Source organism: Streptomyces gobitricini (genome assembly GCF_039532985.1).
In the GTDB taxonomy this organism is placed as follows: Bacteria; Actinomycetota; Actinomycetes; order Streptomycetales; family Streptomycetaceae; genus Streptomyces; species Streptomyces gobitricini.
On the sequence record NZ_BAAASR010000049.1, the window covers coordinates 70231 to 96879 of the forward strand.

The window sequence follows — 26649 nt, forward strand, 5'->3', positions numbered from 1 at the left end:
GGCGTCTCAGGTGCTGGTCGGCGTCCGGCGGCAGGCGGTGTGCGGTGCGCCCGGGGGCGTGGGGGCGGCGAGGGCGCCCGGAGGCCGGGGGCGCGGGGCGGTGCCGGGGGCGCGGGGCGGTGCCTGGGGCGTCCTGGCGCGGGTGCGGCGCGACCCGGCGGTGCGGTTCGCCCGGCGCGGCCCTACGGGCGGAGCACCGCGCGTACCGGACGACGGGCGCTGCTCACGCCCGGCCGGTGGCCGGTGGCAACGGCGATGGGGGCCTTCGTCCCCGGCGAGCGGCGGGCGCCGCCGAGGGGCCGGCGGCGCCCGGCCGGGCGGGTGGTGCTGTCCACCCACCCGGAACGATCACCGGATGGGGCGGTGGACGTTCTCCCGGGTCGCCGGGCCGGGAGTGGCGTCGGCGATCCAGGGGCCGTCGCCGCTGGGATCGATGATGCCCTCCTCCAGCCAGGTGTACGTGCCGGACAGGACGCCCTTGACGACCTTGCCGTCGATGTCGTCGGTGTTGGTCCAGAGTCGGCCGAACAGCTCCTCGACGCGGATGCGGGACTGGCGGCAGAAGACGTCCGCCAGCTGGTACGCCTCGCGGCCGTGGTCGCCCGTGGAGCGCAGCAGCTCGGCCCGCACACAGGCGGCGCTCATCGCGAACAGCTCGGCGCCGATGTCGACGATCCGGCCGAGGAAGCCCTGCTTGGTCTCCATGCGGCCCTGCCAGCGGGACATGGCGTAGAAGGTGGACCGGGCCAGCTTGCGGGAGGTGCGTTCGACGTAGCGGAGGTGGGCCGACAGGTCGGCGTGGCCGGTGGGGTGGAAGTCCCCGTAGGCGCGCGGCAGCTGGCCCGGTCCGGCGACGAGCTTCGGCAGCCAGCGGGCGTAGAACACGCCGGCCTGGGCGCCCGCCCTGGCCTTGTCGCCGAGTGTCTTGTCGGGGTCGATGATGTCGCCGGCGACCGCGAGGTGGGCGTCGACGGCCTCGCGGGCGATCAGCAGGTGCATGATCTCGGTGGAGCCCTCGAAGATGCGGTTGATCCGCAGGTCGCGCAGGAGCTGCTCGGCGGGGACGGCCCGTTCGCCGCGGGCGGCGAGGGACTCGGCGGTCTCGTAGCCGCGGCCGCCGCGGATCTGGACGAGTTCGTCGGCGATGAGCCAGGCCATTTCCGAGCCGTACAGCTTGGCGAGGGCGGCTTCGATGCGGATGTCGTTGCGGTCCTCGTCGGCCATCTGGCTGGCCAGGTCGACGACGGCTTCGAGGGCGAACGTGGTGGCGGCGATGAAGGAGATCTTCGCGCCCACGGCTTCGTGCCGGGCGACGGGCTTGCCCCACTGCTCGCGTACGGAGGTCCATTCGCGGGCGATCTTCAGGCACCACTTGCCGGCGCCGACGCACATGGCGGGCAGGGAGAGGCGCCCGGTGTTGAGGGTGGTGAGCGCGATCCTGAGGCCTGCGCCCTCGGGGCCGATGCGGTTGGCCGCGGGGACGCGGACCTGGTGGAAGCGGGTGACGCCGTTCTCCAGGCCGCGCAGGCCCATGAAGGCGTTGCGGTTCTCGACGGTGACGCCGTCCGAGCCGGCCTCGACGATGAACGCGGTGATGCCGCCCTTGTGGCCTTCGGACTTCGGTACGCGGGCCATGACGACCATCAGGTCCGCGACCACCCCGTTGGTGGTCCACAGCTTGACGCCGTCGATGACGTAGTCGTCGCCGTCCGGGACGGCGGTGGTGGCGAGTCGCGCCGGGTCGGAGCCGACGTCGGGTTCGGTGAGGAGGAAGGCGGAGATGTCGGTGCGGGCGAGGCGCGGGAGGTAGGTCTCCTTCTGTTCGGGGCTGCCGAACTGTTTGAGCGGCTGCGGCAGTCCGATCGACTGATGGGCGGAGAGCAGGGCGCCGACGGCGGGGCTGACGGAGCCGACCAGGGCGAGGGCCTTGTTGTAGTACACCTGGGTGAGGCCGAGGCCGCCGTACTTGGTGTCGATCTTCATCCCGAGGGCGCCGAGCTCCTTGAGGCCGTCGATGACGGCGTCGGGGATGCGCGCCTCGCGCTCGATCAGGGCGCCGTCGATCTTCGTCTCGCAGAAGTCGCGCAGCTTGGCGAGGAACTCCTCGCCCCGCTGCGCCTGTTCGGTGGGGGGCAGCGGATGCGGGTGGATCAGGTCGAGCCGGAACCGGCCGAGGAACAGCTCCTTGGCGAAACTGGGCTTGCGCCAGTCCTGTTCACGGGCGGCCTCGGCGACCTGACGGGCTTCGCGCTCGGAGACTTTGGGCTGGTGGTGGGGGCCGGACATGGTGGGCTCACCTCGCCGCGTTGGGGGGCGTCCGGCCGGTGGTCCTGCCGGCCGGTGCTACTCGACCGTATTACCCGATTACGGCGGGTACGAAAAGGCGGCCGGAGCCCCCGCACGGTGCGATTCTCAGACCGCCTTTGACCTGGGATACTGCTCTGACCTGCCCAAACGGTGATCGCAGCCGCCCTCGTTTTCACTCGTCCGCCCGCATCTCCCCATTCCTCTGACCGGTCGCGTTCCCGTGGGAACACGACGGGGAACGGCCCCGCACAGCGGTTTCTCCCCGAGGGGGCTGAGCGTGGTGAGGGCGACCATGATCGTCACGGAGACGTGGCACGGCTCCTTCTCCAGGTCTTGCCAGGTGTGCGAGGCACCCTTGCGCGGGTCGGCACCGAGTGCGCCGTGAAGGGCCTCCCCCGGTGGCAGACACACCACTGCCCCAGCACCAGCCGCCTGGCCATCGGGGCAGTGGTCTGTCCGGATCCGGGTCAGTCCAGGTTCAACCGCTCCAGGAGCCCCAGGAGCCGCGCGTCCAAGACGTTCTCCGCGTCCGGAGTGATCGTGGCCAGGGCCACCATGGCGGTCACGATGACGTCGCCCAACTCCTTCTCGACGTCCTGCCACGTATGGGAATTGCCCTTACGCGGGTTGGCGCCGAGCACGCCGTGCAGGGCCTCCGCGACCTCCCCGAACTCCTCCCCGATCTTGAGCACCCGCAACAGCTTCACGTCACCGGCCGCGGCCGGAGTGGCCTCCTCGTCAAGCCAGTCCCGCAGCTTGTGCACGCCGTCCCACGTCGTCCGGTCCATGCTCTTCTCCTCGTCGCTCTACTGGGGTTGTCAGCGGGTCGAGCTACGCAGGCCACACGGCCGGGCCGCGCGCCCACGAGGGCGGTCAGGGCCACGTAGCCACCGGCGTCCGGACCAGCGCCGGATACGCCGCCAGGCGGCCCGCCCCGTGTCGCCGTCGGCCTGGGCGCGGGGCCGGAGCAGGCTGATGCTGACCGCCACGTACTGCATGGGGGAGGCTCCGCCCCCGCTCGGCTTGAAAGTGTCCGGCACAGCTCTCCTCACGGGGGCACTACAGCGCCGGCACCAGGTCGCGGGCGCGGTCGGGGCCGGGCACGCGGGGCGACTCTGTCGCGGTGACGGCCGGGCCCACCGCCGGCGCGGAGTGGTCCGTCAGCCGGTCCTCGGCCTTACGCGCCCCGTGCCCGTACGTACAGCAGGTCACGCGGCGGGCGAGGGAGGCCGGTTCGACACGACGGCCATCCCGTTCCAGATGTAATGGTGGCGGCGCGGGCTGTTCGCAGCGAGCGAAGCCGTACGACCCTGACGGTGGGGTCAGTCTGCCCTCCGCCTGTCGAAGGTGGCGAAGGCCAGCATCAGCGTGCCTGACGCGAGGGTGAGGTGCATCAGGCTACCGAAGAGCGGTTGCAGCACCTCCAGAGTGCGGTCCCCGGGGCTACGTGCGACGAGGACCACCCCTGTGACGACGACTGCCTGGACCACGAAGAAGGCGGCACAGGTCCACCAGTCACGACGACGGCCGCGTCGGAGTGCCACGTAGAGGAAGGGCACCCAGGAAAGCAGCCCAAGGGAGCCGAGCGTCAGCAGGCACCAGGCGACACGCTGGAGGATGCCTGCTTCGAGGCGATCGGCCCGGCGGTCGGCCTGGGCTGCGCGGCGCCGGTAGACACGGGCTTCGCCCCGGCGGCCGGACCGACCGAGCAGGCGGGCGAGTTGCCGGGCAGCCTTGGAGTGGTCCCGGTCGGCGGCGCGGCGGTAATAGCGTTCCGCCGCCTGCACGTCGCCGTCCTGCTGCAGTCGTTCGGCGGTGATGAAGGCTGCCCGGAGGTCTCCGCCGTCGGCGGCCCGGCGATGGTAAGGGGTGGACTCGGCGCTCCGGCCGGACTTGTCGAGTACATCGGCGAGTTGGGCAGCGGCCTCGGAGTGTCCGAGGCGGGCGGCGAGTCGCAGGTAACCTTCGACCCTGCGTCGGCATTCGGCTGAGCTCAGGTCGCACAGCTCGGGACGTTCACGCCGAATTCCCTCCTGTTCCTCCACACGGGCGATGTATTCAATGCCGCGGAAGAAGCTGGCCTCGTGGTAGGCGTCCTTTGCCTGCTCCTCGCCGAAAAGCGGAAGGTATTGCTCTGCCTCTTCTTGGCGCCCCGTTAGGTACAGCAGCTTGGCCAGGTCCCAAACCTCGCGGTCCTCGCGGTCCTCGCCGTCCTCCGCAGCGGCGCGTGCGTAGGGCAGGGCCGCGTCTTCGCGGCCCAGCGCCGAGAGCGCCAAGATGAGCATCCTTCTGGCCGTACTGTCGCCCTCGTCCGCCGCAGGACGGGCGAGGGCCGCTGCCTGTGCGTTGTCCCCGCTGCGGCCGGTCTCGACGATACGCCGGTGGAGTTCGTCCTCGAAGCGGGGAGAGTCGCCTGGGCCGAGGCCGGCCAGGTCCAGGGCGGCGAACAGATCGCCGCGATTGGCCGACCAGTGGGTGTACTCGTCGGCCTCCGCCAGATCCGGAGACAGCAGGAACACCCCGCCGCCAGGTGCACCGGCGGCCTCGATACGGGAGAGCAGGGCGGTACGGGCGTACTCCAGTTCCGCTCGGTCGGGTCGATCGAGGAATCCGGCATTGTTACAGCCGAAGGCGAGGCGCATGCGGGCGAAGCCGGATTCGCGCAGGGGACGGTGCGTGAGCTCCTTTGCCTCCTCCGGTCTGCCGGTCCGTACGAGCAGCAGCCCGAGGGCGGCCGCGGCCCCTGGAAGGTCCGCGTCCACTGCCCGGTTCAGCTGCTCTTCGGCCGCCTCCGTGCGGCCCAGGTCGGCGAGCAGAATCCCGTAGGCGGTGGTGGCGGCCTGGCTGCCGGCTGCCTCGGCACGTCGGAACCAGTCCTCGGCGTCCGCTTCCCGGCCGGTTTGGCGCAGGAGTTCGCCATGGAGGTACATGGCGCGGGCGTCGTCGTGGCGAGCGGCCAGCCGCAGCCAGACTTCGGCCTCGTGGGGGCGGTGGGTGCGGGCGAGCAGCAGCCCCAGATCGGTGGCGGCCATGACGGAACCGGCCCTGATCGCGGCACGCAGCACCTCTTCCGCCTCGCCGGGCCGCTCCTGTGCATCCAGCAGCCTGCCGAGCCAGGAGGCGATTATCGGGACGGTGTGGGCGTGCGGTCGCCAGGCGGCCTCCGCCACGTGCGGCAGGTCGGCCTGGAGGGCGGAGAAGCCGACGGCGAACCGGGCGGCCGGTTCAGGGGCCGCCATCAGCGCCTCGTCCCACACTTCCGGTGGCAGGGGGTTTTCGGTGCGGTCGACGAGATAGTCGAACGGCATCCAGGTGTCCGGCTCGTCGCCCGGCAGGAGCAGGCTGGTCACGCCGAAGCGAAGCGCGCCTGCCCAGGCGAACGCCTCGTCCGCCGTCTCGGGCCGCAGCAGTGCGCCTCCGGCCTGGGCGAGGCGTTGTTCGTGCAGGCGGAGCAGCAGCGAGCGCGGGTAGGGGCCCGGCAGACCGGTGCGAGACAGGTCGACCGCGGTGGCCACCAGCGCGGCGCCGCGCGGGTGGCCGCCGGGGCGGTCGGCGCTGTGCCACTCGTCCAACAGGGCGGGGCCGGCGGCAAGGTACTCGGCGATGCCATGGGGGCCGTGGTGGGCCAAGGCATGCGTGATGCGGTCGTCGGCGCAGGCGCGGGCTCGGGCCAGCTCGGTGCCGCTCCACATACGGTCCAGGTTCACGCGGCGGGCGGCGGCCAGCACCCCCTTGTAAGCCCCGCCGTTGGCCCCGGCGGTACCTCGCGCCGTGTCGTCGTCAGCCGTGTAGGTCTCGTACTGCCGCAGTCTCATGGTGGCGAGGACGGCGGTGGTGCCGGCGGCAAAGTGGCTCAGCAATGCGGGGGTCAGGCTGTCCGGTCCGGGTCCGAGGTAGCGCTCCAGGTCGTCCAGCCATACGACACAGGGCTCCGAGGAGCGGGCCACGGCGCGGGCCACCGCGGGAAGTTCGGTGTGGTCGGCCGGCTGCACAACGCGGTGGTCGGGGAGCGAGGCACGCAGCGCCTCGAAAGCGGCCCGCGTCTTGCCCGACGTGGAGTCGCCGGTGACCAGGACCAGTCCGCCGTCGCGGGCGGCTGCGGTCAGCAGGACGCGCAGCTCCTCGTCGATGTCCCGAGGGACGTACGGGGGCAGGACGCTGCCGTCCTGCCCTGGGCGTGCGCGGTGTACGCCGGCGAGCAGGCTGTCCCAGTCGCGGGCCCGCGGCCATCCCTGGGAGTCCTGTAAATGGACTGGCAGGGGAGCCGGCGGCGAGGTCTGCACGGTGATCGGCCCGTTGTTGGTGCCGATCTGGAAGACCGGACCGTTCTGTTCGCCGCCGGCTATGAGATTGACGTGGGCACCGTCCCCCGCGGCCCAGAGGGCGGCGAGAGCCTCTGCGAAACCTGGCTGGGCCTGAGCTCTCTCGCCGAGAGCGAGGGCGAGCGCTCCGGCGAGGGCGGGATCGGAAGGAGCGGCGGTCACGGCCGCGAGCTCGGCCTCTCCGGTGGGACATTCAATGCCGGGAGGCAGGGGAGCACGTACGAGGGCGGCCAAGGCTTCCCGACGGGAACGGGCCCCGTCCTCATCACCGCGTACCGTCGCCAGCAGCAGCCCTTCCCACAGAAGCTCCACGCAACCACCCCCCCCGAAAGCCGACTGTGAACGACCGACAACCGGGGAACCCCCCGGCGGTGGGGCGCTCAGTCCTGTCGGCGCGGCGTGCTGTCCCCAGGAACGGCCGGGGACGGTGGTGCGGTGGTGATGGAGATCCCCGAGAAGTCCCGACCCTGTACCACGGGGCCGTTCTGAGTACCACCACTGATCATGTTGATTACTTCGCCGTCACCGGTGCGTACCAGCTTCGCCTGCTCATGCCATTGCCGAAGCCCGTCCCCGAATTCGTCGTCCACCGCTGCCCGCACTGCCAGAGCGGTGCTGAGCGCCTGCGCACGCGTCACATCGGCCGGCGCCTGGCCCAAGGCCACCAGCTCGGCTTCGCCGGAGCTGACCGCAGAGACCTGGCCGGAACCCCGCCCGGACTGGAACGGGCGCCGCACCAGGGCGCTCAGCCCCGCCCACGTCTGCCGGCCCACCTCACCGCCGACGCCGCCCGCGAGCGCCGCCAGCAACCCCACCGATACCGGATCCACGTCCAATCACCCTCCGTACGCGCTGCCACCAGGCTCAGCACACGCTACGACAGACACGGTTCCGGGGGAACCGCACTCTCCGCCAGCGCGAGCCGCCACGGGTCCGAGAACCCCTCCGGAGAAGTCGTCGAGACGCAGGACCAGCCTCGCCGCCGATCAGCGTGGGGGCCACGGTGTACGGGTCGGAGCATCTGATCTCCTCCGACCTCAGGTACAAGGGGAAGGCGGTCTCCCGAAAGGCATAGGTGCCGGGCCAGCGCGCCCCGGCCACTGCAACTCGACGAACTGGTTGAGGGCGACGACTCCGGGGAGTCGCCGCCCTCAACAACAGGACAACTGTGGGGTCGCCGACCCGAGTGTCAGTCCGTCCTCTTGAACGGTCCGAATCTGGATGGAGTCAGAGCGTTTCCGTCATCCTCGTGCCACTGGCAATGCGTCCCGTGGAGGTAGCCGGCGCCACCGTTGAGCAGGAACCACTTGCCTGGGGTGCCTTCAAGGTCGATCGAAACCGGCGGGCGAAACTCCGCGTCCACGGAAATCTCGAGCTGATCGCAGGCGGTCGACATGTGCAGGAAGTGCACGTTGGAGAAGAGGACATCGACTCTGCTCGGCGAGGTCTCCGACAGGCTGCGCAGGAGCAGACGGCGGTAGCTTACCGAGTAGTGCCAGATGCGGAAAGGGCGATCCCATTCAGCGATGAGCCTCATCAGGAACCTCCTCCTAGGAATCTGGAACCTGAGAGGATCTCATTAGTGATGTTCTCCCCACCCATGTAGAAGGAAAGTCTACTCGAACTGAGGTTGCCGACCCGGAAGGCACGCTCCAGGATCGCCATCTCCCTCTGCGTGGTATACCAATTGTCGCCTTGTCCCTGCGTGACGGCGTCATCGAAGAGCTCGGCCGGAGTGCCCTTCTTGCCGCTGGTCATCGCGAATCCGTCAAGACGGACGTGGATGTGGGTCTCAGGGTGCTCGTTCGCGACGTCTCGGACACTGGCCAGAGCATCTTCGAAGGTCGCATCGCCCATGAAATGCCTGTACCCATTATCATTGGCGAATTCCTCCAGCCCGTTGTCACTGGTCCCGAGGGCTACGTCCTTGATTTCCTCGTTGCAGTTGTGTACAAGGACGTTCCTGACACTCGCCGCCACATAGTACGTGTGGAGGTCGGAGACGGTCAGGTTGTGGACCGTGGCGTCCTGGCTGGTCCAGCGCTCGATCGAGGTGATCTGGACGTAGGTGCCCGCGCTGGTCTGGAGCCACTGGCCCGACTTCAAGTCGGTGGCGTCGATCCACTTGCCGACCTCGGCGACCCAGAACGGGTGGCCGTCTGTCGCGGTCATCTCCGCCGTCTTCGAGCCGGCCTTGCCATCCGTGTCGATCGTGACCTTGACCAGGCGCTTGAGACCCGAGCCCTTGATCTCCGCGGTGACCGTCGTGACCCGGGTCTCCCCGGTCTTCGGGTCGGTCGCGACGACCTTGTCGCCCGTCTTGACCTGCTCGATCGGCTTGGTGGAGCCATCGGCCATCAGCACCTTCGTGCCCGGCGTGAAGCTGTTGTCCGCCGTCTTGCAGGAACCGCCGCTGGATCCGCCGTTGCTTCGCGAGGAACCACCGCTGGAGCCACCGGGCTTGGAGGTGCTGACCTTGCCGCCGCCGGAGCCCTTGGGCTGGGAGGACGCCTTGGGGGCCGCCTTCGCCTGGGACTGCTTCTGGACGGGGTTGCCGGTTTTCTTCTTCGCGGCGGCCGCCGCGTCGGCCTTTCTCTTCGCCGCTTCGGCTGCCTTCTTCTTGGCGCGTTGCGCGGCCTCCTTCTTGGCCTTCTCGATGGCGGCCTTCTTGGCCTTCAATGCCGCTGCCTCGGCGGCCTTGGCGGCCTTGAGGACGGCTTGGGCGGCCTTCTTCGCCTTCTGGAACGCCTGGATGGCGTTGATCGTGCGGTTGACTGCCTTGAGCACCGACGGGATCTTGCCCAGCTTGGTCCACGGGATCGCACCGACGATCATGCTGCCGCAGGACCACATGTCGCCGCCGAAGCAGGCCATGGCGTCGCTGAGTCCGATGAAGTCGCTCAGGGTGCTCCAGGCAGCCGCGAGGATCACCGAGGTCAGGGACTTGCCCATGGTGGCCTGCGCCTGCGCGACCTGGGCCGCGGACAGGCCCGCGCCCGCGAGGGCGGCCGCCTTCTCCGAAGCGGTCAGGGTGATGGCCAGACCGGTCGGGTCGGAGTGCGTGACCGGGTTGTTGTGGGCGTAGACGTACCCGTTGGCCTGCAGCGGGTCGTTCAGGTCCATCAACGGGTCGGCCGACAGGAACCGTCCGACCACCGGGTCGTACAGACGTGCGCCCAGCGGCTGGAAGCCGGAGGCGTCGTCCCTCGTCTTGCCCAGGAAACCCGTGTGGCTCTGCAGGTTGACGCCGACGGTATCGGCGCCGCGCTGGTTGCCGAACGGGTCCTGCTTGCGGATCCGCACCGCCATGGTGCCGCTCATCGCGACCTCGGCGTAGGTGGAGCCCTGGTGGTCACCCGTCTGAGCGACCAGCTGTTCCGAACCCGTGCCGTAGGCATAGCGCATGACCGAGCCACCAGGGGTGGCGTAGGTGCGCTGCGAGTTGACCAGGGCACCGCCCTGCTGGACGGTCACCTCGGCCTCGCCCAGGTGGAGGGTGGCCTGCTTGCCCTTGATGGTCAGCAGGCGCTCACCGTCGGGGCCGTAGATGTGACGGGTGTCGTTCTGCGGCGCCCACAGCTGCGCGGCGGACGTGCCGTCGCAGGTCGCCAGCACGATCGGCGTGCCGCTGGCCGAGTTGGCGCCCTGCACCGCCAGGCACAGGCCCGACGCGATGTGCGTGAGCTGACCGGCGGTGTTCCGCTTCAGCTCCTGCGCGGCCGTGCCATTGCACTTCTGGAGCTGGAGCGCAGACCCCGCCGTGTTCGCGGCCGGCTGGACACACCAGTTGTCGTAGGCGGTGAGCGTGCCCCGGTTGGGGTCGGCCTGTGTCCCGGCCACGGGGGCCGGAGTGGGGGTGAACTTCCAGTTCTGGGCGACCGAAGTGTTGCAGCTGAAGAGCTGGATCGGCTGAGAGGCGGCGGCGAGGCCGGACTTGAGGTCGAGGCAATTGTCGGCGAGACCCACGTACGGGGTCTTGCCGCCGGTGCCCTGGCCGGTGATCCGGTCGACCTTGCCGTCGTGCGTCCAGGACAGCGTCTGCTTGTCGCCGTTCTGGAGCGAGGTGATCGACTTGGTCTCACCGGTGAGCTCGTACAGACGCTCGGCCTCCGCCTTGACCTGCGCACCCGCGGGGGTGGTGTAGGTCTTCGACACCGTGGTGAGCGTGTGCGGCTGGCTCTTGGCCGCGCCCACACCGTACGTGTACGTGGTGGTCGCGTCCTTGGCCGTGGCGCCGGTCAGGTCCTTCTCGACCAGCTTGGTCCGGTTGCCCAGCAGGTCGTACTCGTACTCCTGCCAGTAGCCGGAGGTGTCCGCGCCGGCGGCGACGTTGAGCGTGCCGTCGGCGTTCTTCGGGCCGGTGCAGGAAGCCTGGTCCTTGGAGGTCCAGGCCGACTTCAGCTGGCCCAGCGGGTCATAGGTGAAGCACTGCCGCTCCTCGATACCGGTGGCGTGCTCACGGATGCCCGTGACGTTGCCGGCCGGGTCGTAGGTGTACTCGCGGTTCGTCACCAGGTTGTTGTTGGGCAGCGGGGTCTGCTCGCGGTAGACCATCTGCTTCTGCAGCTCACCGGTGGACTCGTCGAACGAGTTCTGCGCCCACACCCGGTACGGCTGCGCCCCCAGGGTCGAACGCATCACCTGGCCGTACGGCGAGTAGACGGTCTCCGTGCCGTACCAGTCCTTGCCCGAGAGGGAGACCGGCTTGCCGTCCTTGTTGTAGCGGACGACCAGCTTCTCCGCGTCGAGCTTGCCGACCTTGGGGAGGTTGGCCTCCTCCAGCTGACCGGTATCGGAGTAGGTGAAGCCGTAGGTGTACTCCGTCGGCAGACCCCAGGTACCGGCGATCGTCAACGGCAGTGACAGCGTCGAGGAGGTCGGCTGGTAGTCCTTGGTGTAGCCGTTGATCTTCTGCGTGTACGCCAGGCCGTCGGTGTGACGGACGGCGGTGGCGGGCATGCCCTTGCCGCCGAGGGCGGTGTCGTACGTGAACTCGGACAGCAGCGTGCCGGTCGAGCCGTTCAGGCGCTCCTGCTTCGGCCGGGACAGCTCGTCGTAGCTGTTCCAGACCGTCACACCACGGTCGTTGGTCGTGGTCAGCGGACGATCACGGTGGTCGTAGGTCTTCCGCGTGGTGCCCGTGTCCGGGTCGGTCGCGGTGGCCATCCGGCCACGCTTGTCGTACGTCCACGACCACGGGTGGGCCGGGTCGACCGAGCTGGTCGCCTTGGCCACCTGGCCGCGGTTGTTGTACTCGTAGCGCGTCGACGTGTAGCCGTCGGGCGCCGCCGGGTTGAACGTGTCCGTGCGGACGGTGCGGCCGAGGGCGTCGGTGTAGACCCGGTAGGAGGAGGCCCCCTGCGGGTGGATCACTTTCGACCAGTCCTGGCCGTACTCGTAGCGGGTCGCCTTCTCCGGCACCGCCTGGGAGATGGCCTCGGTGGTCCCCGGGGCCTTCACCGTGAGGACCGGCATCTCCTCGAGCACGCGGCCGAGGCCGTCGTACTTGTAGCGGGTGATGTTCGGAACCGTGGTGTCCGCACGCGGCGTGAACAGCTGGCCGCCCGGGTCGTCCTGGTTCAGGTAGGCGTTGTTGGTCTGGTAGACCTCACCGGCCCTGTTGTACAGCGTGTCGGTGATCAGACGGCCGCCGCCGTCCGCCTCCTCCTGCGTCTGGCGCTCGCGGCCCAGACCGTCGTAGATGGTGACGGACTTCTCGACCCGGTCCTCGTGACCACGGCTGTAGGTCGTGATGTACGGAGGCTTGCGGATCTTGCGGCCATCCGGGTCGGTCGGGTCGGTCTCCTCGGCCGGGATCACGTACTCGGCGCGGAAGTCCGGCACGGCACCCGCGGCCGGGGTGCGACCCGGGGCCCAGGCTTCGGCGAGACGGCCCAGCGGGTCGTACTTCGCCTCGCTCACGTGACCGTTGGCATCGGTCGTCTTCAGCGCGACCGCACGGCCCGGCTCCAGCTCCTGGACCTGGGTGTGACCGAGCGGGTTGGTCTCGGTGACCTTGAAGACCTGCCCGATGGGCGGGTCGAAGGCGATCGTGGAGGACTTCGGGACCGGCTGTGCCATCTGGTCCGGGTCCGTCTGCCGGATCACCCTGCCGACGGCGTCGAAGCCGACCGTGCCGCCGGTCTGGAAACCGGTGCCCTTGTCGTTCAGCGACCAGGTCTCGGTGGCGAGACCGCGGGTCGTGGCGCTGAGAGCGGTGCCGTACGCGGTGCCGTCGTACGCGGTACGGGCGGCGCCGCTCAGGGTGCTGAGGTCGGCCCAGTCGGCGTTGGCGCAGAGCGTCGGGGAGAGGAGGACCTGCTTGGACAGACCGATGAGGTTCTTGTCGGTGTGGTGCAGGTACTCCAGCTTGGTGCAGGACTCGTCGCCGGTCTTGCCGGTGTCGCCCTGTGACTCCACCAGGGTCGGCAGACCGTGGGCCGACTCGAACGTCGTCCTGGACCGCACGGTCCGCAGGGTGCGGGTGTCGTCACCCGTGCCCGAGGACTTGGTGTACGCGATCTCGTCGGGCTCGGTGACGCGCCAGGCCTTCAGCGGGTCCAGGCCGTCGCCGCGGTCACGGCTGGCGAGCTCGGTGGCCGCCGGGACGGTGAGGCTGCGGGTGAGCCAGTTGGTGTCGGGGTCGGTCGCGTTGGTGTAGCTGAACTCCTCGGCGATACGGCCGGCGAACGCCTCGCGGTCGTAGACGGTCTGACCGTCGCGGGTGAGCGTGGCGCCCGTGATGTCCGTCATGGGGACGGTGTCGCCCATGCCGCGGTAGAAGCGCGTGACCGCCTTGGTCTTCGGGCTGTCGACTCCCGGCGTGTCCTCGGCCGGGGTGGAGCCCTCGCCACTGTCGGCGGTGGCCTCCTTCTCGCCCGTGATCACCGCGGTCTGCTGGAAGCCCGCGAAGGTGGAGTAGGTCCGGGTGGACTTCTTCGAGAACTCCGCGTCGGCGAGCTTCCAGCCCGCGTTCTTGTACTCGTACGAGGTCAGCGTCGAGTACGAGCCGTCGACGTTCGGCAGCTCCTCGATCGACTGGACCACGTACTTGTTGAACCAGTCGATGTCCTCCACATCGGCGTCCGGGTGCCAGAACTGCGGGTAGCACAGACGCGTGTTGGACTTCAGCTCCGCGGTGTCGGTCTTGCCCGGCAGGCCCGTGCCGGAGAGGCACTGGCCCTCACGGGGCTTGTAGGTGACGACCGTCTCGCCGCCGTACTCGTTGATCACGCGCTCGATGCGCAGACGTGAGAACCCGGGCCGCGGGTCGGTCTCGCCGCTGCCGCCGCGCAGGACGCGGTTGGGCATGTCCTCTTCGTTGGACTCGAACCGCACCGCGTTCAGCGTCACCGACGCGTCGTTGGAACCCAGACGGGCGTAGCCGGTGCGCTGGATCGACTCCAGCCACAGCGCCGTGTTCGCACCGGTCTTCAGAACAGGGAAGTTCTGCTTGAGCCGGTACTCGTCGACGACCTGACGCGCGGTGGTGTCGGTACGACGCTGCGCGGAGGTGGTGATCTTGTCCAGGCGCTTGCGGGTCCAGAACGTCGGGCCGGCGTTCCAGCACTTCCTCGTGTACGTCGAGGTGACCGCCTGGCAGCGCAGGTCGGCCGGGGTGTCGTACCAGATGCGGTACTTGCCCGGGTCCTTGGAGGTGAAGTTCTCCTCGCTGCAGGTGTGCGTGGCCGACGCGTCGTAGCAGCGCTCGGCGACGGTGAAGCCGACGCGGGCCGGGGCCGTCGCGGAGAAGATCGAGTCCTTGCGCTGGCCGTAGTAGATGTGCGACAGGTAGCCGCCGCGGTCGTACTTGACCGGACCCTTGAAATAGAAGTTCTTCGCGTAGTAGTTCTCCTCCTTCTGCCACCACAGGGACATGGCGTTGCCGTGGATGTCCTCGACGTAGTCGAGGCTCCAGCGCCAGCCCTGGGTGCAGGAGGAGTTCTTCCAGTCGGCCGTGGTCGGACCCTGGTAGCAGTCCTCGCCCGAGTGGTTGCCGTAGACCGGCACGGTGAGGACCGACTTGGTCTGCGGGTCGTCGGCGGCGGTGCCGTTGTCCGACCAGCCCGGAAGCTTGTTCAGACCGAAGTGGTACTTGGTGCCGTCCTTGGTGGTGACACGCCAGTACTCGCCGTCCTTCGCACCGTTGCCGGTGGCGTGGCCCTTGATCCGCTCGATCCTGGAGCCGTCACCGTTGGCGGTGAACCACTGCCCCACGGGCTTGCCGTCGGCACCCAGCGGACCCTTGGTGTCGTCCCACACCAGCTCGGTGGTCATGCCGCCGAGCGACAGGGTGGCGTTGTCCGAGCCCCAGCACAGGTCCGCGGTCTTGTGGGTGGAGTTGTTCGACCCGCTCTTCTTGGCGTCCTGACGGCAGTTGACGTAGGTCCGGGTGATGGAACCCGGGTTGTAGTCCCAGCCGTCGCCGATCCAGGAGGCCTGGTTGTTCGACGCCGAGGTGCGGCCGTCGACCGACTGCGAGTTGTACGACAGGTCGACCTTCGGCATCAGACCGCCGGCGGCCTCCGGGACCTGCACCTGGTACGAGTAGGTGAAGGCACCGTTCGACGAACCGGCCGCCCAGGAACCGGAGGACAGCAGCGGAGAGGCGGTGAAGTCACCGGACGCCGAGGAACCGGTGTCCATCGCACCCACGACCTGGCGGCCCGAGGCGTCCACGGACGACGAGAACCCGGCCTTGCGCACCGAGGCGCCCGACACCTTCGACGGCGTCTCCTTGTCCGGCAGCAGGTTGGCGACCGGAACCGCACCGGACAGGATCTGCCGGGTCGCAGCACTCCTGGTCTTCGCCGACGTCGCCTTCAGCTTGGTCTTCGACGCCGGGACCACCTTGACGGTGCTGCGCAGCCGTTCGACCTCGACGTCCGGCTCGTCCCCGACCGCCATGGTCTGGACGCCCGCGTCCGGAGCGCAGTCGCCCGCCTCCGGGGAGTCGATCACGCAGCTCGGCAGCAGCACGAGACCGAAACGCTCGGCGGCCAGCTGACCGTAGCGGTCCTTGAAGGTGGTCGTGTCGACGTCGAGGAGAACCCGCGCCGCCGGATCCGCCGTCGCCGGCGGCACCACCTCCATGATCATGCCAGGCACGCCGGTGTCCTCGGACGTGGTCGTCGCCTTGACCGCAACCTGCCAGTCACCGGCGATCGACGCCGGATCCTGCCCCACCGGCACACCCACACCGACCGGGAGAAGCGCCGAAGTGGTCTCGTTCACGACCTGGACCGTGGAACCCGGCGTCGCCGTCGACGGGTCCGCCTTACCGGTGTCCGCCTTCCAGGGATCCGTCGCCACGGGCGTGTACGGCGTGATCGGCTGCTCCGGCGCCGTGCTCAGCGTCTTCTGAGCCTCGGCGTCCTCGGGGACCGTCGTGCTCTTCGGGATGTCCGGCAGTTCGACCTGAGACGTCGTCTCCTCACGGCTCATCCCGTCGCCGGGAACGGCCAGGGCCTGCGAGCCCAGACTCGTCACCGTCAATACCGATGACAACAAAAGGACGGTCGCCGTGCGGCTTCGCCGACGGCGCCGTCGTTGTGACTCTGTCATGGCCAGGCGATCCCGCCCCACCCATGACAGTGGAACTGAAGCACGCATACGCGTCGACTCCCACCCAGACGAACAACACAACGGAGGAGGTGCGGAAACACCAAAGAGCACGCGCCCGGCTCAGGCGCGTGCGTGCGAACTTTCTGTCATGTGCGCTGCATTTACAAGATCGTGGATGGTGGCCGAGGTGCCACGGAAGTGAGATCCGCCACGGTGCAATCGCGAGCAGATCTCCGCACTGTCGATCTTCGCGATGGTTCGGGCATCGATCGCAATCAGGATCTACCGGCCCATCAATAGCGTCCAAAGCCGGGCGGGCTGACGCCTCATCACACGCCTACCACATGGCACATAACATATTCATAAATCCTTCATGCGTGGACGCCGCCTGCCGATCGTGTGATCGTGTGCGCGCCCTGCGCCCCGCGGTCCGTCCGTCGGGGCTGTCCGTGCTGTCCGAAAACCGTCCGAAGATCCCTCTGGTCCACACGGGAGTAGACCGCCGTGCCAGCGCCGCCTCGTCTTCTCAGCCCGTTCGTGCGCACGCGCACACGGCTGTCACTCACCCTCGGCCTCGTACTGGCCGCACTCACCGCAGCGCTCCTGCCCTGGTGGCAGGCGAGCGCGCCCCCGGCCGCCAAGTCCCCCGTCACGGACGCCAAGCAGGCGTCGACCGGTCCGCGTGACGAGGCCGCCGCCGCGGCCGAGGCCAAGCGGACCGGCAAGAAGGTACTCGTCGACACGGCGACCACCCAGACCCAGCTGGTCTGGGCGATGCCCGACGGCAAGATGCGCACCCGGATCCACGCCCTGCCACAGCGCGCGAAGAACGCCGAGGGCAAGTGGGCCCCGATCGACAGCACGCTGCGCCGGACGAAGGGCGCCGGCCCGCTGGGCGTCCGCCCGGTCAACGCCGTCGTGCCCGTCCGCTTCGCCGACGGCACCGGGGCAGCTCGCGCCGACCGCTCGTACAGCCGCCTGCCCCTCGCCGAGGGCGTCGCGAACCAGAGCGTCCTCGACCAGGACGTAACGGACGAAAGCATCCTCGCCGAGGTCGACCTGGGCGGCCACACCATCGCCTACACCTGGCCGGGCACCCTGCCCGAGCCGGTGCTCGACGGGCCCCGCGCGCTGTACCCCGAGGTGTTCCCGGGTGTCGACCTGCTGCTGGTGGTGCGTGAGGAGGGCGGCTTCGGCCAGCTCCTGATCGTCAAGAACAAGCAGGCCGCGCAGAACAAGGACCTCGCCACCGTCTCGTACGGCCTGCGCTCGAAGACCGCGGTCTTCCGTACGGACGCGAAGGCGAACCGGGTCCAGGTCCTGGACAAGGCGGGCCAGGAGGTCGGCAGCATCCCGACCCCGTTCGCCTGGGACTCCAGCGGCCGCGACTCCGAGGTTCCGGCGGGTACCCCGCGGCACACCTCGGTCGCCACCACGGCCGACGTGCTGAAGCTGTCGGGTCTGACCGGCATCGAGCCCGGCGCCCGCTCCGCGCAGCTGCCCGTCACCCTCGACGGCAACGGCACCGGTGAGGCCCGCCTCCACCTGAACGTCGCCAAGACCGGCCTGCTCACGCACAAGGGCACGGAATACCCGGTCTTCATCGACCCTCCGCTCAACAGCGGCTGGCTGGCCTGGACGGTGGCGTACAAGAAGTACCCGAACTCCAGCTTCTGGAACGGTACGAACTTCTCCTCCGGCACCTCCGACGCCCGCGTCGGCTACGAGAGCGACACCGGCGGCCTCGCCCGCTCCTTCTGGCGCATGAACTTCTCCTCCAGCTACAAGGGGGCGAAGTTCGACTGGGCCACGTTCAAGGTCAAGAACAACCACTCCTGGTCCTGCACCGACCGTCAGATGGAGTTCTGGCTGACCGGATCGATCTCCTCCGGCACGACCTGGAACGCGCAGCCGAGCTGGTCACAGGTGCTGCACAAGAAGTCCTTCGCGCACGGCTGGTCCACCTCCTGCCCGGACGCGTACGAGTCGTTCACCGTGACGGCCGCGGCTCAGAAGGGCGCGGACAACGGCTGGTCCAACCTCACCTTCGGCATGCGCGCGACCAGCGAGTCCGACACCCAGACCTGGCGCAAGTTCGCCGCGACCGGCGCCGTGCTGGAGGGCCAGTACAACCGTCCCCCGTCCCAGCCGACCTCCGGCACCTCCTCGCCCGGTGGCGCGTGCGTGCCCGGGCCGAGCGACAGCGTCACCATCGGCCGGACCACCATCACCCTGAAGGCCAAGGGCTACGACCCCGACGGCACCCTGCCGAAGCTGCGCTTCCGCTTCTGGAAGACCGGCGCGACCACCAAGAGCGAGTACGTCGCCACGCCGGACTCCAGCGGCTACGGCAAGATGATCATCCAGGCAACCGATCCTCTGCTGGCGAACATCACGGCCAACACCCTCTACTCGTGGGACGTACGCGCCGAGGACGCCGCGGGCGCGGTCTCGACGTTCTTCCCGGACGGCACCGAGCCGTGCCGGATCACCGTCGACCCGACCGCGCCGCCGCAGCCCGACATCACCAGCACCGTGTTCACGGAGGCCACGAGCGACGGCAAGACGTGGGCGTCGGTGAAGTTCGGCGCGTCGGGTGACTTCACCTTCACGGCGGCCGGCGCGTCCAAGTTCCGATGGGCCTTCGAGGGCGTCGGCTACGTCGATGCGCCGCCCCCGGTCAACGGCACCGTCAAGATCACCGGTGTACAGCCCAAGCACGCGGGCCCGAACGTGCTGACCGTCTACGCCTACGACGTCCACGGAAACCGGAGTATCCGGGGCGACTACACGTTCTACCTCCCGCCGCGCGACAGGGCCGACGGCCCCGGCGACACGGGTGGCGACGCCATCGCCGACCTCATCGTCGTCGAGGCCAACGGCAACCTGCGGAACTGCGTCGGTTCGCCCGAGGGCGAGCTCTACCGATGCCTGGCCGCCTCCTATGTGACCGCCGGCAAGAAGCTCGACCCCGCCGGCCACTGGTGGGACGGCACCAAGGCCGCGCTGATCGCGCACTACAACGACACCTACCCCGGTGACGGCTCGACCGACCTGTTCGCGGTCGCCCCGGACGGCCAGTTCTGGCTCTACCCGGGCGACGGCTACGGCAGCTTCAACGTCGACGACCGCATCAGGATCCGCCTGCCCGCCAACGCCCCGGCGCCGTCCACCTGGACGCAGCTGAAGGCGATCGGCGACATCACCGGCGACAAGATGCCCGACCTGGCCCTGCGGGCCGGCACGGCCTTCTGGGTCCTGTCCGGCTACTCCGGCGCCACCTTCCAGGCCGCCACGCTCATGGAGGGCGCCGCCTGGGCCCCGCGCGACATCGTCAACCTCGCGGACATGAACAAGGACGGCACGCCCGACCTGCTCTGGCGCAACGTGGACAACGGCAACATGTACGTCCGCCACGGCAAGCCCGGCGCCGTCGCGGGCAGCGTGGACCTGGAGTCGATCAAGCTGGCCGCCAACTCCGTCGACGGCGACGTCACCTTCGGTACCGGCTGGACCGCGGCGAACGTGTCCGCCGCGATCGGCATGCCCGACGTCAGCAACGACGGGGTCCCGGACATCTGGGCCCGGTTCGCCGACACCGGGAACATGAAGGTGTACCACCCGACGACGACCAACACGGGCGCGGCGGTCAAGACGGTGCTGTCGGTGGACTGGAACCCCATCAAGTCCTTCGGCTGACGTCCCGATCCGCACAGCGGTGAGCCCCCGGCGCGACGCACCGGGGGCTCACCCGTTCTCCCGGACCTCTCGGACTGCCGGGGCTGCCGGGGCTGCCGGGGTGAAGTCCTCGGAGGGACGAGAAGAGAGACGGCCGGAGCCCCCGCACAGTGGGCTCCGGCCGCCGGTCAGGGCCGTACGAGTGGCGTGCCGTTACAGGGCGAGGCCCGTGAGGACCAGCACGCGCTCGTAGGTGTAGTCGTCCATCGCGTACCGCACGCCTTCGCGGCCGACGCCGGACTGCTTGGCGCCGCCGTACGGCATCTGGTCGGCGCGGTAGGACGGGACGTCGCCGATGATCACGCCACCGACCTCGAGGGCGCGGTGGGCGCGGAAGGCGGTCTGGAGGTCGTGGGTGAACACGCCCGCCTGGAGGCCGAACTTGGAGTCGTTGACCGTGGCGAACGCCTCGGTCTCGCCGTCGACCTTGTGCAGGGTGAGGACCGGGCCGAAGACCTCCTCGCAGGCGAGGGTGGTGCCGGCGGGCAGGTTCTCCAGCACGGTCGGGGCGTAGGTGGCACCTTCGCGCTTGCCGCCCGTGAGCAGCTTGGCGCCCGCGGCGACGGCCTCGTCGACCCAGGACTCGACGCGCTTGGCGGCGTCCTCGCTGACCAGGGGGCCGACGTCGGTGGCGTCGTCGGACGGGTCACCGGTGCCCTGCGCCTCGACGGCGGTGACGACCTTGGCGACCAGGCGGTCGTAGACGGAGGCGTCGGCGATGACCCGCTGCACGGAGATGCAGGACTGGCCGCCCTGGTAGTTGGAGAAGGTGGCGATGCGGGTCGCCGCCCAGTCCAGGTCCTCCTCGGAGGACCAGTCGCCGAGGACGACGGCGGCGGCGTTGCCGCCCAGCTCCAGGGTGCAGTGCTTGTGGGGCACGGACTCCTGGATGGCGTAGCCGACCTTGTCGGAGCCGGTGAAGGAGATGACCGGCAGGCGCTCGTCCTTGACCAGGGCCGGCATGCGGTCGTTGGTGACCGGCAGGATCGACCAGGAGCCGGCCGGGAGGTCGGTCTCGGCGAGCAGCTCGCCCAGGATGAGGCCGGAGAGCGGGGTGGCCGGGGCGGGCTTGAGGATGATGGGGGCGCCGACGGCGATGGCCGGGGCGACCTTGTGGGCGCACAGGTTCAGCGGGAAGTTGAACGGCGCGATGCCGAGGACGACGCCCTTGGGGAAGCGGCGGGTCAGGCCGAGGCGGCCGGTGCCGCCGGCGTCGGTGTCGAGGCGCTGGGCGTCGCCGCCGTTGAAGCGGCGGGCCTCCTCGGCGGCGAAGCGGAAGACGGAGACGGCACGCCCGACCTCGCCGCGGGCCCACTTGATGGGCTTGCCGTTCTCGGCGGAGATCAGCTGGGCGATCTCCTCGGTGCGCTCGACGAGCCGCTTCGACACATGGTCGAGGGCGGCGGCGCGGACGTGGGCCGGGGTGGCGGCGAACTCGTCGGTCACCGCGTGGGCGGCGGCCACGGCCTCTTCGACCTGGGCCTCGGTGGGCACGCTCACCTGACCGACGGTGCGGCCGTCCCACGGGGAGGTGACGTCGAAGGTGGTCTCGCCGGTGGCCTGGCGGCCGGCGAGCCAGAAGGCGGTGGCAGTCATGAGTGGATCCGGCCCTTTCGAAGCTGTGCGGGGTGGGGGGTTCCTCTGCTCACACGGTAGGGCCGGGACAGCGCGCGGTCGCTTGTCCGAGATGGAGTGGTGCCTGGTGTCAGTTTCGCCGTTCCGTACTGACGATGAGGCATACCCCGGCCACGACGACGGCTCCGCCCAGGGCGATCGGCCAGGTGACGGCTTCGTTGAGGATCAGCGCGCCGAGCGCGACGGCGACGATGGGGTTGACGTAGGCGTAGGTGGCGACGAGGGAGAGCGGGGCGGTCTGCAGGAGCCAGGCGTACGCGGTGAAGCCGATCAACGAACCGAAGAGGACGAGGTAGCCCAAGGCGGTCCAGGAGCGGGTGGAGAAGCCGGCCAGGTCCAGGCCGTGGTGTTCGCCGCGGGCCAGGCCGACGAGGAGGCAGCCGAAGCCGCCGGCGATCATCTCGTAGGCGCTGGCCGTGAAGGGGTTGGCGGGCATGGGGATGCGGGACGCGGAGAAGGACCCGGCCGACCACAGGAGCGAGGCCGCGACGACGGTGAGGACGCCGCCGATCCGCACCTCGCCGCTGAGGCCGGGGAGGGTGAGGACGGCGAGCCCGGCGAGGCCGAGGAGGACGCCGCTGTACGCGCCGGCGCCGGGGCGTTCGCCGAAGCCGGTGCGGAGCAGGACGACCCAGGCGGGGACGACCGCGACGAGCAGGGCGGCGAGACCGGACGGGACGGAGGTCTCGGCGAGGACGACGAGTCCGTTGCCGCCGAGCAGCAGGAGCAGTCCGACGACGGCGGCGGAGGCGAGTTGCCGACGGCCGACCTTGAGCACGCCGGGCCCCTTCCGCCAGGCCAGCAGGGCGGCGAGGAGTACGCCGGCGACGACGAACCGGGCGCCGGCGGAGAGGAAGGGCGGCATGGTCTCGACGACGACGCGGATGCCGAGGTAGGTGGAGCCCCACACCACGTACACGATCGCCAGCGCGGCCCACACGGCGCCGGTGATGCGGCGGGCGGGCGGTCCGGTCCGGCCTCTGCGGGCCGGGGCGGCGGCGGTGACGGGGGTGATGGGGGCCGGTTCCGCGGCGGGGCTTGTCATGCACGGGAGACTATGGAGCCTGCGACCCGGACAGCAAAATCCTGCCCGGGATCGGGCAGGATTTCGACGTTCGGGTCAACTGTCCGGCGCCTCAGCGACGTGACCGCACGACCTGCGTGACTGTGTGCGCGGCTGCGTGACGCGGTCGTGTGACGCGAGGCCGGTGCCGCCGTCAGGGCGTGGGGGCTCCGCCGGTGGCCTTGAGGGCGAGCCACAGCTCCATCCGCACGTCCGGGTCGTCCAGCGAGCGGCCCAGGATCTCCTCGACGCGGCGCATCCTGTAGCGCAGCGTGTGTCGGTGGACGCCCAGGTCCGCGGCCGCCGCGTCCCACTGGCCGTGGCGGGAGAGCCAGGCGCGCAAGGAGGCGACCAGGTCGCCGCGGCCGGTCGCGTCGTGCTCGTACAGGGCCCGGAGCATGCCGTCGGCGAAGGCGCGCACCGCGTCGTCCGCGAGGAGGGGCAGGACGGAGCCGGCCGCCAGCTCCTCGTGCTCGACCAGGGCCCGGCCGCGCCGGCGGGCCACCGACAGGGCCTGTTCGGCCTGTTTGTACGCGGCGGCCGCCGCTATGGGGCCGGCCGGGGCGGACAGCCCGATCACGACGCCCGCCTCCTCCGCCTCCTTCCCGGCGTACGCCTCGCAGGCGGCGGCCGCAGCGCCCCCGTCCTCCGCCAGCACCACCAGCCGCTCGTCGCCCTCCGGCACCGTCAGCACGGCCTCGGCGGTGCGCGCGGCCGCCGCTTCCAAGGTCTCGGCGAGCGCGGGCAGCGGTGCTTCGGCGGCCGGGTCGCGCTCCGCCGGCACCGGCTCCGCGATCAGCAGCCGGAACGGGGCGTCGAGCAGCCCTCCGTACAGGTCGCCCGCCACCGTCCTGGCGTGGTCCGGCTGCCCGGCCAGCATCATGCGCAGCACCGCCACGCCGAGCCGCTGCTCGGCCGCCTGGAGGGAGCGGGACCGCTCGGTGGTGAGCGTCAGCAGGGCGATGGCCGAATGGACGGCGTAACGTTCCGCCGTCCCGAGGGGCGCTCCCGTGCCGACCGCCAGAGCGCCGCGCACCCGCCGCCCGCTGCCGAGGGACTGGAGCTCGACCCGGTCGTCGGTGCCGCCCACCACCGCGCTGGCGGGCGCCGACCGCTCCCGCAGCCGCTGCACGTCCGGGGTGAGCCGCGCCGCCCGGCGGGCCGCCCACTCGGGCGCGGCGGCCAGTACGGCGCCGGACGCGTCGTACAGCGCCGCCCAGCCGTCGACGTGGGCGGCCAGCCGTGCCACGACCGCGGCCGGGCCCTCGGCGAGGGCGGAGCGCGTCATCTCGCGCTGGGCCTCGAACCCGGCCGTCACCGCGCGGTACTGGTCCGCCGCCAGCGCCGCCGACACCGCCTTGGAGATGGCGAGGAACGGGGTGCGGCGCGGCACCTCCAGCAGCGGCAGGCCCTCGTCACGCGCGGCGTCCACGAGCGCCTGCGGGATCTCGTCGTAGTTGACGCCGACGGCGAAGCCGAGCCCGACGACCCCGGCGTCGGCCAGCCGCTTGACGTAGCGGCGCATGGCCTCGGGGTTCTCGGCGTCGAGCTTCATGGCGGTGACCATCAGCAGCTCACCGCCCTCCATGTACGGGACGGGGTCGGCGAGCTCGCTGACGTGCGCCCATCGCACGGGCGTGTCGAGGCGGTCCTCCCCGGCGCGGACCGTGAGCTTCAGCGCCGAGTGCTGGACGAGCGAGGCGAGCGTGAGCGGCATGGCGGGACCGTCGGACTTTCGGGAGGTGAGGCACGGAGGGGTTTTTCGCCGTCCCGTATGAACGACACTTTTCAATTCTGCCAGGTTGTCATGTCACATCAGGTCCGCAGGTCGACCAGGAGCGGCGGGACATGCTCCCCGCGCACTCCGGTCAGGGACAGTACGGCATGCCCGGGAGGCACCGCGTGTGCCAGGTCGGAGGCGGACCAGCGCTGCCGCTCGACCTCCCGCACGGTGACCGCCTCGGCCGTCGCCGCCTTGCCCGTGGCCAGGCGGCGGAGGAAGTGGAGCGCCTTGGTGAGCGGCTCGTCGGAGATGATCTGCCGGTTGGTGACGTCCCGGGTCTGTACCCACTCGGTGCCCCAGGTCTCGGCGAACCGCCCGCCGTCCCAGGCCGCGATCCCGGCGAACGCCATCCTGCACCCCACCGCGCCCAGCAGCGGGCCGCGCAGCGCCTCCGGCACGTCCTCCAGCGTGCGCAGCGCCAGGACGACGCCCGCGTGGGCCGAGCGCAGCCGCTGGACGGCGCGTACGGAGTCGGCGGTGACCGTGTAGGTGGCGTCGTCCAGCACCAGGCAGGCGAACAGCGACCGGTCGGCCCGGCCCAGCGCCGCCTCGGTGAACTGGGCCAGTAGCAGCCGGGCGACGATCCGGGACGCCTCGGCGTGCCCGCGCTCGGGCAGGTCGACGCGGACGCGCAGCGGGTGCTCGACGGCGCGGGGCGAGAAGCGGCGCCCTTCGGAGTCGGTGCGGAAGAACCGGGCGAAGGCGGGCCGGTCGAGGAACGCGATCCGCTCCGCCAGCAGCACCCCGACGTCGTCGCCGCGCTCGGCCTGCCTCTCCCGGGCGTCCAGCTCGCGCAGCTGCGCCGGGTCGTCGGCCACGGCCGCGCGCAGCTCGGCCAGTGCCTTGGGCGCGCCGCCGAGCAGTTCGCGCAGCTCCGGTACGGCGGGGAAGTGGCCGTGCGCGGCGCGGTAGGGGCCGATGAGCTGGGCAAGCGCGGTGGCGGCGCGGCGGCTGTCGGGGACGAGGTCGCCGACGAGGGCCTCGGCGAGCATCCGGGCGGCCTCGTCGGGGTCGTCGGCGCCGCCGTACAGGTCGAGGTCGTGGGTGGAGTCGGGGCGGCCCACGGAGACGACGACGTCGAACGCCTGGTCCGGTGCGAGCGCGGAGCCGTGGGCGGTCACCGCGATCACGGCGGCGCGGTTGGCGAGCGCCTGGAGGCAGAGGGACTCCACGACCGGGCGGACCAGCCGGACCGTCTTCCCGGACCCGGCCGGCCCGACGGCCAGGAGCGAGGTGCCGAGCACGGCGGGCTCCAGGGCGACCCCGGTCGTCCGGCGGGCGTACGGGTTGCGGGGGTGGTCGGCCGCGGTGCCGATCCGCACCTGGGCGGTGGCCAGGTCGTGCGCGGCGGTGCGGACGGGCAGGTCGCGCACGCCCGACGGGTGCGCGCAGGCGGCGGGCCCGTGGGCACGGACGGCGTCGGTGAACGCGGCGAGCCGGTCGGGGTGGGTCCGCACGCCCTGCCAGGCCCGCCGGATGCGGGCGTAGTCGACGTCGCGCAGCGTCCCGGACCTGGTGGCGTCGGCCAGCCGGGCCGCCGCGTCCGTGAGCCCGGCGTCACGCAGGTCGGGCCAGTCGACGGGGTCGGCGTCCGGGGGCGGCGGCGGGGGCGGGGTGTCCTTCTTTCCGGCGTACCGGCGCCAGATCTCGGGGATGTGCCCGATCCGGGCGAAGAACACCAGGAGACCGCCGCCGACGATGGCGTAGTAGAGGTAGCTGGCCGTGGCCCAGGTGCCGGGCTCCGAGCGCCACTCGTCGGGGGTGAGCACCAGGAGCGGCCAGAGCCAGTAGTAGCCCAGGTACCCGTTCCAGAGCAGGGACCACAGGAGCCAGCCGCTGAGCAGGGCGATCACCGCGCCGGCGAACAGCCGCCGGGCGGGTACCGTCTCCGGCTCCTCCTCCGGGCGTGGCCGGTGCCCGAAGCGCCACACCCCGGGCTCGGCCGCCGGCCGGGGCGTGCGCAGCCACTGGGCGGTGCCGCCGCCGGCGGGCGCCGGGGCGTGCCGGGGCGGAGGCGGCACGGGCGGTTTGGCGACGTGGCCGCGCCGTGCCTCGTACGTACCGTCGGTGTCCATGAACCCCTGCCCCCTGACCAGCCAGGTCCCGCGCGTCTGTGCCCCTGTCAATCTAGCCGCCCGGGCCGGGCGGTTCACCGACCTGTGGACAACTGTGGGACGGCGGTGTGCCCGGGGGGCGCTATGTCCGTCCCGGACAAGGACACGGCACCGATCACTCCC

Annotated in this window: 11 protein-coding genes; 1 reads left to right on the plus strand and 10 read right to left on the minus strand. The window is 70.6% G+C overall.

The window, feature by feature from the left end; all coding sequences use genetic code 11:
* Nucleotides 1-348 precede the first annotated feature (348 nt).
* The 6 genes from ABD347_RS28750 to ABD347_RS28775 form a co-directional block, all read right to left on the minus strand.
* Nucleotides 349-2286: an acyl-CoA dehydrogenase family protein gene (locus ABD347_RS28750; protein ID WP_344366694.1), complete on the minus strand. Its 1938-nt coding sequence runs from the start codon at nt 2284-2286 to the stop codon at nt 349-351.
* 488 nt (nt 2287-2774) lie between these two features.
* Nucleotides 2775-3095 (minus strand): MazG-like family protein, encoded by a 321-nt coding sequence (locus tag ABD347_RS28755; RefSeq protein ID WP_344366695.1) that lies wholly within the window; start codon nt 3093-3095, stop codon nt 2775-2777.
* Between the two features lie 534 nt (nt 3096-3629).
* Entirely contained in the window at nt 3630-6941 is a 3312-nt protein-coding gene (locus ABD347_RS28760; protein WP_344366696.1) for a hypothetical protein, read from the minus strand.
* 68 nt (nt 6942-7009) lie between these two features.
* Entirely contained in the window at nt 7010-7459 is a 450-nt protein-coding gene (locus ABD347_RS28765; protein WP_344366698.1) for a hypothetical protein, read from the minus strand.
* A 359-nt stretch (nt 7460-7818) separates the two neighbouring features.
* Nucleotides 7819-8166, minus strand: a complete 348-nt coding sequence (locus ABD347_RS28770; RefSeq protein WP_344366699.1) for a hypothetical protein — start codon at nt 8164-8166, stop codon at nt 7819-7821.
* Nucleotides 8166-16118 (minus strand): polymorphic toxin-type HINT domain-containing protein, encoded by a 7953-nt coding sequence (locus ABD347_RS28775; RefSeq protein WP_344366701.1) that lies wholly within the window; start codon nt 16116-16118, stop codon nt 8166-8168. The genes ABD347_RS28770 and ABD347_RS28775 overlap by 1 nt, the downstream gene beginning before the upstream one ends.
* A gap of 612 nt (nt 16119-16730) precedes the next feature.
* On the opposite strand from ABD347_RS28775, the gene ABD347_RS28780 reads away from it, so the two are divergent.
* Complete coding sequence (locus ABD347_RS28780) at nt 16731-19892, plus strand: DNRLRE domain-containing protein (protein ID WP_344366703.1); 3162 nt, start codon at nt 16731-16733, stop codon at nt 19890-19892.
* Nucleotides 19893-20084: 192 nt separating this feature from the next.
* Here the strand turns inward: ABD347_RS28780 and ABD347_RS28785 are convergent, their stop codons facing one another.
* The 4 genes from ABD347_RS28785 to ABD347_RS28800 form a co-directional block, all read right to left on the minus strand.
* Complete coding sequence (locus ABD347_RS28785; protein ID WP_344366705.1) at nt 20085-21527, minus strand: aldehyde dehydrogenase family protein; 1443 nt, start codon at nt 21525-21527, stop codon at nt 20085-20087.
* Nucleotides 21528-21636: 109 nt separating this feature from the next.
* Nucleotides 21637-22611 carry an EamA family transporter gene (locus tag ABD347_RS28790; protein ID WP_344366706.1) on the minus strand — a complete coding sequence of 325 codons (975 nt, stop codon included), beginning with the start codon at nt 22609-22611 and terminating at the stop codon, nt 21637-21639.
* Nucleotides 22612-22783: 172 nt separating this feature from the next.
* Nucleotides 22784-24346 carry a PucR family transcriptional regulator gene (locus ABD347_RS28795; protein WP_344366708.1) on the minus strand — a complete coding sequence of 521 codons (1563 nt, stop codon included), beginning with the start codon at nt 24344-24346 and terminating at the stop codon, nt 22784-22786.
* 98 nt (nt 24347-24444) lie between these two features.
* The gene (locus ABD347_RS28800) at nt 24445-26487 is read right to left on the minus strand and encodes a type IV secretory system conjugative DNA transfer family protein (RefSeq protein ID WP_344366710.1); all 2043 of its coding nucleotides are present in this window, start codon (nt 26485-26487) and stop codon (nt 24445-24447) included.
* Nucleotides 26488-26649: the final 162 nt, after the last annotated feature.

Coding starts and splice junctions, on each gene's coding strand:
- ABD347_RS28750 (WP_344366694.1), bottom strand. CDS start 2,286: ATGTCCGGCCCCCACCACCAGCCCAAAGTCTCCGAGCGCGAAGCCCGT.
- ABD347_RS28755 (WP_344366695.1), bottom strand. CDS start 3,095: ATGGACCGGACGACGTGGGACGGCGTGCACAAGCTGCGGGACTGGCTT.
- ABD347_RS28770 (WP_344366699.1), bottom strand. CDS start 8,166: ATGAGGCTCATCGCTGAATGGGATCGCCCTTTCCGCATCTGGCACTAC.
- ABD347_RS28785 (WP_344366705.1), bottom strand. CDS start 21,527: ATGACTGCCACCGCCTTCTGGCTCGCCGGCCGCCAGGCCACCGGCGAG.
- ABD347_RS28790 (WP_344366706.1), bottom strand. CDS start 22,611: ATGACAAGCCCCGCCGCGGAACCGGCCCCCATCACCCCCGTCACCGCC.
- ABD347_RS28795 (WP_344366708.1), bottom strand. CDS start 24,346: ATGCCGCTCACGCTCGCCTCGCTCGTCCAGCACTCGGCGCTGAAGCTC.
- ABD347_RS28800 (WP_344366710.1), bottom strand. CDS start 26,487: ATGGACACCGACGGTACGTACGAGGCACGGCGCGGCCACGTCGCCAAA.